An 11,555-nucleotide genomic window follows, 5' to 3' on the forward strand; every position below is an offset into this window, starting at 1 on the left:
ATTAAACTGATTATAATCTTTATGAAAATTATTTTTAGGCTTATAGATAAAAAAAATAAGCTCGACATTTTACTCCATAAAAAAACTCCTGCTCAGAGGAGCAGGAGTTTCAAAAACAAATCAATTTCTATTTCTAATCTAATTCTATTATTTTATTATGCTAACCCACGTGTTAACCAACCTCTTTTATTGGCTGTAACAATGGCGTATGGTGTAATCCAGAATAAGCTAAAGGTGTAAAAAACACTATAAGAATACGCCCAAAGCGAGTCTGACAAATTGTATCTTTTAGCATAAAATAATACCGGAAAACTCGATACGATTAATATTCCCAAAAGTGTTGAACTCAAAAACAACAACGGATGCATGGCGATAAACAAAAACATAAAAATCATAAACGGATATGCCATAACAATTTTCAAAGACTGGTTTAACCATAAAAGACGGGCACCAAATTTAGATTCTTTTCTAAAATCTGTAAAAACATATTTTCCCATTGCGATATTCTCACGAACATTACTCCTGCTCCATCTGATAAACATTTTGTATAACCCGGTGTATTCTTCCGGCACATTGGTCAATACATAAGCATTTCTCTGAAACAATACATGTTGTCCTTGTTTCAGGATCATATTTGTCATCGCACGATCTTCGCCAATATCTGATGGTTGTCCCATAAAAGTCTGGTTGATCCATTCGTCAAGACAAGCAAATACTGCCGTTTTACGATAGGCTGCTGCTGCTCCCGGAGTACAAAGTACAGAACCCAATTTGCTTTCGGCAGAACGCATGAACTCAAAACTCATGACAAAACTTACGTTAAGCATTTTTGGTAATATTGCTTTTTTGCTATTCAGAACATGAACATTTCCTGCTACTGCGCCACATTTTTCATCTACCACAAACGGACTTACTAAGTTGCGTAACGTATCTTTTTTTACAATCGAATCACTATCAACGGTTACAAATATTTCTCCCGTTCCCAATTCGAATCCACGATATAAGGCATGACGTTTTCCTGCGTTTACAGGTTGTTGAAAAATCGTCAAACGATCTCCTAATTTTATTTTAGCCTGTTGCATCCAGTACCATGTATCATCTTTGCTTCCGTCATCTACCGCTAATATTTCCAGTTTATGTGCCGGAAAATCACTTTCGGCCAAACTCATCAAAGTATCCCAAACCAGTTTTCCCTCATTATACGCAGGAACAATCACCGTACATGTTGGCAACAACTCATCTGTAACAGATTCGATTGGTTTGTATTTCATGTACAAGTAAGCGTTATATAGAAAAACTCCAGTCTGGAAAAAGAATAACAATCCCGCAACTACCAGAAACGGAAATCCCCAGGACGAATTCATTCTGTCGATCTGAAACTGATCAAAGTCCGCTTGCAAATAATACACAGAATAAGCTCCGGCAAACAGTAAGATAAAAGTGCTTACCAAAACAAATAAACCAAATTTACTTTTGGTGCGCTCACTTACTTTCTTTGATGTTACCTTGTCATTACTAATACGAAAAATGGAACTGCTTAAGGTTTGTTCAGTACTACGATCTGGATTTGAAGTATAAAATTGTTCTGTTGTTAGGGTTTCACTTTTCATATAACACTACTTTTGATTGCTTTGTATGGGCTTTTATTTAAAATTGCTTCCTACTGATTCTCTATTTTCATTTATCAATAAGGATTTTACATTATCCCATTTTGCAAGCCTTGTGCCATTATCAGTTTTTACTGGTTTCTAGCAGTTTAACTATTTTTAGTGTTTTTGATGTGTGTAATTATTATACGTTTTCAGGATACAGTATACAGTTTTATTGGGGGTTTGGGAGGTTTTGGGATTTGTTATTGTCATGCCATCCGCTGTATCTTTTTCATCCGCAGCTGCGCAAGAAAAAGGATGCCGCTTCTGTCTGGGCTAGGGTAATTACCTTTATAAGAAATTTCTTTATTAAAATAAAAACAAAATTCATTCATAAAATATATAGCTATTCATATCCTTAACGGTTTTATCTACTAATCTTACGTTTTTATTCAATACTTTAGCAATCAGATTATTTTTTGTAATTGCGCATCAACAGTCTGAGAGTAAAAGAATATAGGAACGAATTTTAGGAAAGAATAGATTAATATGAACACGGGAGAAATACTTATATATCAAAATCTGGAAGGCAATATTAAAATCGATGTGCGACTTGAAGAAGAAACAGTTTGGCTAACTCAGGCACAAATTGCGTTGCTTTTTGGCAAAGGAAGATCTACTATTACGGAGCATATTATTAATGTTTTTAAAGAAGGCGAACTTGACGAAAAAGTGGTATGTCGGGATTTCCGACTAACCTCTTTACATGGTGCTATTGAGGGAAAAACACAAGAAAAAAATGTTAAACATTACAATCTTGATGTCATAATCTCTGTAGGTTACAGAGTAAAATCCCTTCAGGGTACGCAATTTCGTATTTGGGCAACCCAGCGACTAAAAGAATATATTGTAAAAGGTTTTGCGTTAAATGATGATCGTTTTAAATCTGGTAATACGATGAATTACTTTAACGAATTGCAGCAACGCATTCGTGAGATTCGAATATCTGAATCAATGGATTTCAAATTTATTCGAACGTCAAAACGAATCAACATTTGCTGATATCTTTGATAAATACTTTAATAATTAAGAAGCTATTTCCAGCCATCCGCTGTATCTTTTTCATCCGCAGCCGCGGAAGAAAAAGGATGCCGCTTCTGTCTGGGCTATAAAATTTGTTTTTATAAGACCTTTAGTTTAAAAACAAAAAAACTGCCCGAAATAAATCCCGGACAGTTTCGTTTTATTTAATTACCCATAAAATTTTAGAGTTCATTTTGCTTCACTAACGGATTTGCATTAATTTCGGCTCTGGGAATCAACCATTGCCATCTTTTATCGGTTGAAGGAACCGTTAGAACTCCGTTTACGATTGCAGAATCGTGATTTGCTCCTGTTCTGTCAAGGCTTGAATTGGTTCTCTTGAGATCAAAAAACCGAAACCCTTCTCCCCACAATTCTATTCTTCTTTGCACTAGTATTTCCTCGACCAAAGCTTGTCCGGTATTGGCAGATAAAACATACTGAGGGTTTCTTGTTTTTTCGAAATCAAAAAGTAGTATCGCAGCATCAGCCTGACCTAATCTTGCTTTTGCTTCGGCTTCTATAAGATACATTTCGGCAACACGCATATAAGGTACATCGCACCTGCTATCGCCTGTACTTATCGATAAGAATTTTTGACTTGTATACGGGAATTTTGCAAAATTACTTGCCAAAGAAAGCCCCGGATGTTTACCGTCTTTGCTAAAAATAGTAGCGCGTACATCTGATGGTGGAATCAAATTATATAATTTGCTGTTAATTGCTTTTGGACAAGAGCGTATTACTGTCGAATTGTAATTTCGGGACATATAAGCACCAAAATTCCCAAAATAATCCGTTTGAACTTCGTTAATATGGCTGCCCCACATCCATTCTTTATTGTTATAATCATTAAAGCCCGCTTTATATTCTGTAACATTCATTAAATTCATTCCTGATCTTGCCTGATTAGCATAATCAACAGCAATTGCCCAATTGCCCTGAGTCAGGGATACACGAGCTTTTAATCCTTGAGCTACTTTGAGATCCAGATGAGAGTTATTTGGTTTTAGATATCCTGTTAGCAAAACATTTGCCTCATCGAGATCTTTATTAATTTGAGTATAAACTTCCTCGACTGTAGAACGCGGATAATTATCGTTACCAACCGTTAGAATAATCGGTACACCCTGTTGAGCATTCGTTTCTCCGTTTACATATCTCTTCCCAAACAACTGCACCAACTGAAAATGGCAAAAAGCACGGTACAATAAGGCTTGTCCTTTTACGATATTTTTATCCTCAGTTGACCCAATAGCAACATCTGCGGCATTTATAACAGTATTTGCATTTCTGATGATTCGATAATAAGTGCGGTACGGAAAACGAACGTCCTGAGCATTTTCATTACTTAATCCGCTCCAATTGTACACTGCCAAAAACCAACCGTTTGTAACCGGAAAAACAATATCATCGCCTACAATATCAGTTTGCTGCATTAATCCGCCCAAGCCACATTCATTTTGATTCGATTCGTATCTAATATATAAAGATCTGTGAATACCATTTAAAGTCGTCATTAAATTTTCTGTGGTTTTGGTCGCCGCATTATAGTCTACAAATTCTGTTGGTTCTTTTTCCAAAAAATCTTTCGAGCAGGATGTTAAGACCAATATTGCTATTATAGAAAATAGCTGTTTTATATCATTTGATTTCATACTGTTGAAATTTAAAAGTTTAAGTTAAATCCTAACGTGATTATTCTTGACGGAATGTATCTGTTTTGAGTCGTACCGTTAAAAGTTTGAGTAGGGTCCATTCCCTGACGTTTTGTAAACAGCAATAAGTTTTCGCCGTTTACATAAACTGTAGCATTCTCAATAGCGAGTTTCGATATCAAATCAGCAGGAATTTTGTACGATAAATTAATCTGCCTTAAAGCCAGATAGTCTGATCTTGTTAGCCATCTGTCTGAAGCAGCAGAAGATTGTGTATTTCTATTAACATCCAGTCGCGGAACATCTGTAATATCTCCGGGTTTCTGCCATCTTCTTAGAATGTCTGTACTAAAAGCTGATCCGTAATTATTACCGGTATGCATTAAACCTGAATAATTTGAATCGTACATTTTACCCCCTATTTGATACGAACATAAAACCTCGAGCTGAATTCCTTTGTATTTGAACGTGTTACCAAAACTTCCAAACAAATCCGGAATTGCTGAACCTGCATAATGATACAAAGCTTTGTTTTGATCTGTGGTTACATTTACTCCATTTACAACCCTTGCGGCAGGATCATTATTGACCATCAAGGCAGGATCTGCAACGTACAAGGCATATCCGTCTGCAGGATCTACACCATACCAGGCTCTTAGCCAGTAATCATACAACGACTGCCCTACAGCAAGTTTCTTGGTACCGCTAACAATTTCTTTTTGGGGCAAACTCGTGATTTCGTTATGAATCGTTGAGGCGTTTATATTCAAATTCCAAGTAAAATCATTGATCTTAAGAATCACACCATCCATCGAAACCTCAACTCCCCTGTTGTACATCGAGCCAATATTTTCGACCCGGTTATCCAAACCTGATGAGAGCGCATTGGGTACTGAAAAAATAAGTCCGTTTGTGTTTCTGTTGTAATACTCTACACTCCCCTTTAGCCTGTTTTTAAACAATGCAAATTCTACGGCTATATCTTTTTGAGTATTTACTTCCCATTTCAAATTCGATGCTCCTGCCGCATCTGTAACAATACCGCCTTCATTGCCGTTATCATAACCCAGACTATAAGTAGGCTGACTTACATAAAAGCTCAAACCACTGTTACTGATATGAGAGTCGTTGCCCACTTCGCCTATCGAAGCTCTTAATTTCAAATCATTGATCCAGGAATTATGGGTCAAGAAATTTTCTTTAGACATTCTCCAGGCACCTCCAAAGGACCAAAAATTTCCCCAACGATTGTTCTCTGCAAATTTTGAAGATCCGTCTCTTCTTAACGATGCCGAAAAAATGTATTTGTCCTTATAATCATATCCAACTCTCGAAAAATAAGATTCTGTAGCATAATTTCTGGTGTAAGAGTCTAAGTTTGTAGTAGTGGCATAATTTATAAACTCTCTAATGTCCGGAACTACCTGACCCGTTTTGGTTCCGGTTGTAAAATTAGTTTCGTAATCAAAACTTTCGTGACCTGCTAATGCCGAAATATTATGATTGCCAATTTTCTTAGAATAATTAAGCAATTGGTTGTAAGTTACTCCGGTCAGGATAGTATCTTCTTTGCTCATTAAACCTGTAGGGGCACCATCGCCAATCTCAGTATTGTACGTATAAGTTCTGTTAAAATACGATTTATCGATAGAAGCATTCGTAGTAAATTTGAAATCTTTCAAAAAAGTTATTTCAAAATAAGTCCGTGCCGAGAGTGCTAATCCTTTTTCATTATTAGTATTGTTTAATGTTTCGTACACAATATTTCGACCATTAGAAGCACCGGAACCCCGGGTTGTAGAATATATCTTATTTCCTGCGGCGTCTAGCTCATAAGCACCATTTTCTGTATGATCATAAACCGGATATATAGGTCCCATATAGCGTACAGTTCTAAAAACATTACTAAAGGCTGCTGTATTATCTACACCATCTACTGCCAATTTTGAATTTGTTACGGCACCGGACATATTAATTCCTGTTTTAAACCATTCTTTTAGGCTTGTATTCAAATTCAGACGTGCTGTTGTTCTTTCAAAATCTGATTTCCTAATATATCCTTCTTCTTTTAAATGTCCGAGAGAGGCAAAATAGTTTGATTTTTCTGATTTTCCCTGATACGACAAATCTACATTCTGGCGCACTCCTGCTCTTTGCAAAGGTGCTGCCCAATCCAGATCCTGAGGATATAACAATTGTGCATTGGGGTTTAATTTTCCGTTGGTTCCTACGATACTTGCTCCGGGAACATTAAACGGATTAGTGACCAAAACTACAGGAACTCTGCCGGACGCATATTCATTAGCGGCATCAATTTGTGCCTGTGTTGCCATAGGACGGCTGTTTCTAATGGCTTCCCACTCCAGAGGATAATAGTCGTAGGCATTGACTCTGTCATACTCTTTTATGGATCGTGAGGTCATCCCTGTACTCATGTGTAATGAGAACTTATCTCTGGCTGACTTTCCTGTTTTTGTGGTAATGATAATAACCCCATTTGCCGCTTTTGAACCATAAAGTGATGTCGAAGAAGCATCTTTTAAGACCGTTAAACTCTCGATATCATTAGAATTTAAATTGCTGATATCCCCGGCAAACGGAACTCCATCTAAAATATACAAAGGTGTGTTTGAACCATTGACAGAGCTAAATCCGCGTATCCTGATTGCAGGTGCTGCTCCGGGTTGTCCTGCCGAACTCTGAATTTGAACTCCGGAAGTGCTTCCTTCTAAAACGGACAGTGCATTGGTTAGTGGTCTGTTTTCCAGTTGTTCTGCTTTTATTTGTGTGGCAGAGCCGGTATACAAAGATTTTCTTGCACTGCCATACGCCACTACTACCACTTCGTCTAATGTTTTTCCTTCTTCTTGCAGGACAATATGTACTGTCGAAGCAATTCCTACTGTCATACTTTTATCCTGCATTCCCATATACGAAAACACAAGTACATCGCCCGTTTTTGCCTGAACAGAAAACTGACCATCAAAGTCTGTCTGAGTACCACTTTTTGTACCTTTTACAAGAATATTGACTCCTGGAATTGGTCCTCGGTTATCTGAAACCATTCCCGAAATCTTTCTTTCCTGCGAAACAGAAATTTGAGCGATTAACAACATCATAGTTGCTATAATCCATTTAAATTTTACCCTCATGTCAAATTTTATTGGTTAATAATCTGACAAAAATGAGGAATATATCTTACAGAAACTAATTTATTTTCTAAATATCATTAATTTATTAGATTATTTCTTAAAAATAAAATAACGAAGGTACTATTTGCCCTTGATAACAGAACGAGAGTAAATTTTTGAGATATTTACTCTTGAAATTAAAATAGTGAAATCTTTAAACCAAACTTTGTTTTTGCCATAGATCAAAGTATTTTTCTTTTTTCTCTAATAAAGCATGATGGTTCCCAGACTCTATAATTTCTCCGTTTTGCATAACCATAATTTTGTCTGCACTTGCAATGGTGCTTAGTCTATGGGCTATAATAATAATTGTCTTACCCTCTTTTTTGAAGTTGTCTATGGTTTGTTTAACGATCATTTCAGAATTTGTATCTAATGATGATGTTGCTTCATCCATCAATAAAATATCAGGATTTTTATAGAGTGCTCTTGCAATTGCAATTCGCTGTTTTTGACCACCAGATAACATTGCTCCATTTTCACCTATTTGAGTCTCAAAGCTATTTGGTAATTTTTCTACAAAATCGTTAATCCCTAATTGTTTTGATAAATCTAAAACTCTCTGGATATCAGGAAACGGATCTCCCAAAGCAATATTCTCGATAATGTTTCCAGAAAACAAATTAAGTTGTTGCGGTATAACACCTATAGATTGTCTTAAACTTTTATAATGTATAAATTGACTATCATAGTCTCCAATATAGATTTTACCTTCTTTTATGGGATACAAGTTTTGCAATAATGAAATTAATGTCGTTTTACCACTTCCGCTTTCGCCTACAATAGCTGTAGTTTCGTTTTTTTTGAATATAGCATTAAAATTTTTAAAAACTTCTATCCGGGAACCATATCTAAAACTAACATTCTCAAATTTTATATCTCCAATACTTTCTCTTTTCAACTCTACTTTATTTTCTGTTGCCTCTCTTTCCAAATCCATTATTTCAAAAAGTCTGTCGGCTGCTATTAATGCATTTTGTGCGGTTTTATTCATGCCTATCAAAGATGCAACAGGCGATGTAAAATATCCAATCAAAGCATAAAAAGAAAACAATTCTCCAGGCGTAATGTTCCTGTCAATTACATATCCGGATCCAATCCACATTAAGATAATGGTAAAAACAGAAGCTAAAAATTGTGTAGAGGTGCCAGCAAAAATCCCATTTAGTCCAGATTTATAAGTGCTGAACAATAGTTTTACGAACTTGTTTTCTGTCTTTAAATTCGAAAAATCTTCTATTCCAAATTCTTTTACAGTCCTTACATGAGTAATACTTTCTACTAACTGAGTTTGAAGTTCGGCTGCATTTTCCATAATGCTTCGTTCTACTTTTTTATTGAATTTGTTTAAAACAAAATAGACTGCTGCATAAAATGGAATTACAAGTAAAATTACCAAAGCCAATTTCCAATAATAGGTAAACATTAAGGCAAATGAAAAAATGACAATAAAAACATTTACAATCATTTCGATTGCTACTTCATTTATAAACGAACGAATTTTTATCGCATCATTTATTCTGGAAGTGATTTCGCCTATTTGCATCGTATCAAAAAACCTTTGTGGCAAATGAAGCAGGTGTTTATAATAACCCAGAATTAATTTAGCATCGATTAACTGACCTGTTTTCATGACAAAAATGCTTTTTTTTGAACCTATATACGCCTGAAGTAAGATAACAGCAATCATAGAAATACTCAACAAATTAAGCAGATTTCTATTGCCGTCTACCAAAACATAATCTGTAATTTTTTGTATATAAATCGACATTGCCAACCCCAAAACAGTAAATAGAATAGCACCAACTAAAGCCTGAATTAAAATAATTTTATGGGGCTGGATTAAATCCCAAAAACGTTTTGTTGGCGATTTTTTTTCATTTGCAATTTTAAAATCTTCATTGGGTGCAAAAAGAATTAAAACGCCTGACCATATTTTCTGGAATTCTTGAAAAGTATAATGCTCTATTTTTCCAGGCCCCGGATCCATTACTGCAATTTTTGATTGATTCTCTTTTTTTGATTTTTCAACCTTATAAATCACTATATAATGTTGCAATTGCTCTTTTGTAATGATGTGTGCAATTGCGGGTAACGGTATTTTGTCTAAAGAATCAATACCACCTTTTACTCCTTTTGCAGTAAAACCCATTTTCTCTGCCCCCTCAATAATGCCCAATACATTGGTACCACGCTTATCTGTATTGGCGTATTGGCGTATTCTTGCTATAGGTAGATTAACCCTGTGATGATTTCCAATAGATGCCAAACAAGCAGCACCACAATCTTTAATATCATGTTGTTTAATTTTTATTGATGCCATTTTTTAGTATTAATTATCGATTGATAATTGTTTTAGGATTTAACCAGTCATCTACTTTGTCAAATAATAAATCAAACAAGCTTCTGCGGGTTATTATATATCTTGTGGTTAAGGTCATGCCTTTAGAAACACTGGCTTGATAACCTGATTTTAGATGTAAGCTTTTTGAATTTAGAGCACATCGCACCTTAAAAAAAGCCTGATCTCCCTGAATTGTTATATTTTGATCAATATCAATAACTTTTCCGTCTAACAAACCCCATTGATTGTAATTGAAAGCATCTAATTGAAATTTTACTTTTTGATTTTTCTTAATTAAACCAATATCATTTGGAGAAACATTACTTTCGACAATAAGATGATCTGCTGATGAAATCGTTGCAATAGGTTGTGAGGCATTTACAAAAGATCCTTTCTGGATGCCTGAGTAATTTTCTATAGTACCTGAAATAGGAGCCAAAACACTGTAATTATGCGATTCTACATTTATTTTAGAAACAGTTCCGTTCAGGTTTTTCAGGCGCTCTTCTAAATCTCTTTTCTGATTTTCCCACATTGATTTTTGCTGGCTAATAAAACTTAGTAATGCTTGTTTTGTTAAGCGCAACTCGTATTCAATCTTCTCAAAATCTGCTTTTGCAATAATATCTTTTTGATACAAAATTTTATTGCGGTTATAATTTAGTTGTGCCTGAGATATTTTACTCTGCAATTCATTTTTACCTGATTCAAATTTTAATAAATCTTCTCGTGCTGCTGATGTAGACAAATGATCACTTTTGTTTTGTAAAAGACTTGAAGTATCATGTAATAATGCTGAAACAGAACCGGATAATATATCCTGTGTGTCTTTGTCACTTTCAAGATTTTCCTTAGAGATTTTTATAAGTGTATCGCCTTTTTGTACAAAAGCATTGTTTTTAAGAGATAACCAAACAACACGACCGCTTACTATTGTTGAAAGAGGAACGTTTTCAGTTCTGCTGCGAACAATACCACGACTCTGACTACTGATATCAACTTTTATCATAGGCAACAAAATCAAGAAAATTATAATTGCCAAAACAATTACAAAATATATCGAAATACTTTTTGTCTTGTTTTTTGAAATAAGATTCTCGAGTGTATTTATGGGATCTGAACTGAAATTCATCTTTTTTTTAGTAAAAAAAAATCTCTTTCTTAAGATTTTTGAAAGAGATTTTTGAATGAAAAATTTATTTTACTTTTTAAATAATTTCCTCTTTAAGTAATGATTTTTGTCGCTAATCATATAAATAAAAAAGGCAATTCCCAACATACCAAAAACACCTGATAAAAAGGATATAATATGATTGTCAGAATATTTTCTCAATAAGATAATAATAATAGTAAAATAGATTACTGCAGATAAAATAATGGTAATTTGTTTCATGGATTAACTTTTAAACATACATAAATTATAAAATAAAATCATTTTTAATAGATTTTTTTATCATAACAAACTTACAAAATTTAAATTCCCTGACGACTATGCGAAGTCATATCGGGATGCTCATCAAGAAATTTATTTACAGAATTCCAGATCATATGTGCCCCTGCTCCTAATTCATAAAAAAAGCCCCCACCTTCAGTGGTTTCAATTTCAAAATCATTTAATTCTTCAAGATTTAATTCAATGTAATTCATAATAAAAAGTATTAATAATTAAAAAATAAAGCCAATGTTAAAA

7 protein-coding genes and 1 pseudogene are annotated in these 11,555 nt (G+C 34.5%); 1 reads left to right on the forward strand and 7 read right to left on the reverse strand.

The window, feature by feature from the left end:
- Window positions 1–155 precede the first annotated feature (155 nt).
- Window positions 156–1,610 (reverse strand): glycosyltransferase, encoded by a 1,455-nt coding sequence (locus B0A64_RS23905; protein ID WP_089481970.1) that lies wholly within the window; start codon window positions 1,608–1,610, stop codon window positions 156–158.
- Between the two features lie 528 nt (window positions 1,611–2,138).
- Between B0A64_RS23905 and B0A64_RS23910 the strand changes: the two are divergent.
- Window positions 2,139–2,624, forward strand: a pseudogene (locus tag B0A64_RS23910) (virulence RhuM family protein); the annotation flags it as partial.
- Window positions 2,625–2,854: 230 nt separating this feature from the next.
- Here B0A64_RS23910 and B0A64_RS23915 read toward each other — a convergent pair.
- The 6 genes from B0A64_RS23915 to B0A64_RS25335 all read right to left on the reverse strand — a co-directional run bounded on the left by B0A64_RS23915 (window position 2,855) and on the right by B0A64_RS25335 (window position 11,512).
- Window positions 2,855–4,330, reverse strand: a complete 1,476-nt coding sequence (locus tag B0A64_RS23915) for a RagB/SusD family nutrient uptake outer membrane protein (RefSeq protein WP_089481971.1) — start codon at window positions 4,328–4,330, stop codon at window positions 2,855–2,857.
- A gap of 11 nt (window positions 4,331–4,341) precedes the next feature.
- On the reverse strand, window positions 4,342–7,482 hold the full coding sequence (locus tag B0A64_RS23920) for a SusC/RagA family TonB-linked outer membrane protein (RefSeq protein WP_089481972.1): 3,141 nt from the start codon (window positions 7,480–7,482) through the stop codon (window positions 4,342–4,344).
- 193 nt (window positions 7,483–7,675) lie between these two features.
- Window positions 7,676–9,844, reverse strand: a complete 2,169-nt coding sequence (locus B0A64_RS23925; RefSeq protein ID WP_089481973.1) for a peptidase domain-containing ABC transporter — start codon at window positions 9,842–9,844, stop codon at window positions 7,676–7,678.
- Window positions 9,845–9,857: 13 nt separating this feature from the next.
- The gene (locus tag B0A64_RS23930; RefSeq protein ID WP_089481974.1) at window positions 9,858–10,997 is read right to left on the reverse strand and encodes an HlyD family secretion protein; all 1,140 of its coding nucleotides are present in this window, start codon (window positions 10,995–10,997) and stop codon (window positions 9,858–9,860) included.
- Window positions 10,998–11,066: 69 nt separating this feature from the next.
- Entirely contained in the window at window positions 11,067–11,258 is a 192-nt protein-coding gene (locus B0A64_RS23935) for a hypothetical protein (RefSeq protein WP_089481975.1), read from the reverse strand.
- An 80-nt stretch (window positions 11,259–11,338) separates the two neighbouring features.
- Window positions 11,339–11,512, reverse strand: a complete 174-nt coding sequence (locus tag B0A64_RS25335; RefSeq protein WP_165769874.1) for a hypothetical protein — start codon at window positions 11,510–11,512, stop codon at window positions 11,339–11,341.
- Window positions 11,513–11,555 lie beyond the last annotated feature (43 nt).

It is taken from the genome of Flavobacterium araucananum (genome assembly GCF_002222055.1).
Taxonomy (GTDB): domain Bacteria; phylum Bacteroidota; class Bacteroidia; order Flavobacteriales; family Flavobacteriaceae; genus Flavobacterium; species Flavobacterium araucananum.

What these genes read in the sequence shown, in the direction of transcription:
- B0A64_RS23905 (WP_089481970.1), bottom strand. Translation starts at nt 1,610, where the DNA reads ATGAAAAGTGAAACCCTAACAACAGAACAATTTTATACTTCAAATCCA.
- B0A64_RS23915 (WP_089481971.1), bottom strand. Translation starts at nt 4,330, where the DNA reads ATGAAATCAAATGATATAAAACAGCTATTTTCTATAATAGCAATATTG.
- B0A64_RS23920 (WP_089481972.1), bottom strand. Translation starts at nt 7,482, where the DNA reads ATGAGGGTAAAATTTAAATGGATTATAGCAACTATGATGTTGTTAATC.
- B0A64_RS23925 (WP_089481973.1), bottom strand. Translation starts at nt 9,844, where the DNA reads ATGGCATCAATAAAAATTAAACAACATGATATTAAAGATTGTGGTGCT.
- B0A64_RS23930 (WP_089481974.1), bottom strand. Translation starts at nt 10,997, where the DNA reads ATGAATTTCAGTTCAGATCCCATAAATACACTCGAGAATCTTATTTCA.
- B0A64_RS23935 (WP_089481975.1), bottom strand. Translation starts at nt 11,258, where the DNA reads ATGAAACAAATTACCATTATTTTATCTGCAGTAATCTATTTTACTATT.
- B0A64_RS25335 (WP_165769874.1), bottom strand. Translation starts at nt 11,512, where the DNA reads ATGAATTACATTGAATTAAATCTTGAAGAATTAAATGATTTTGAAATT.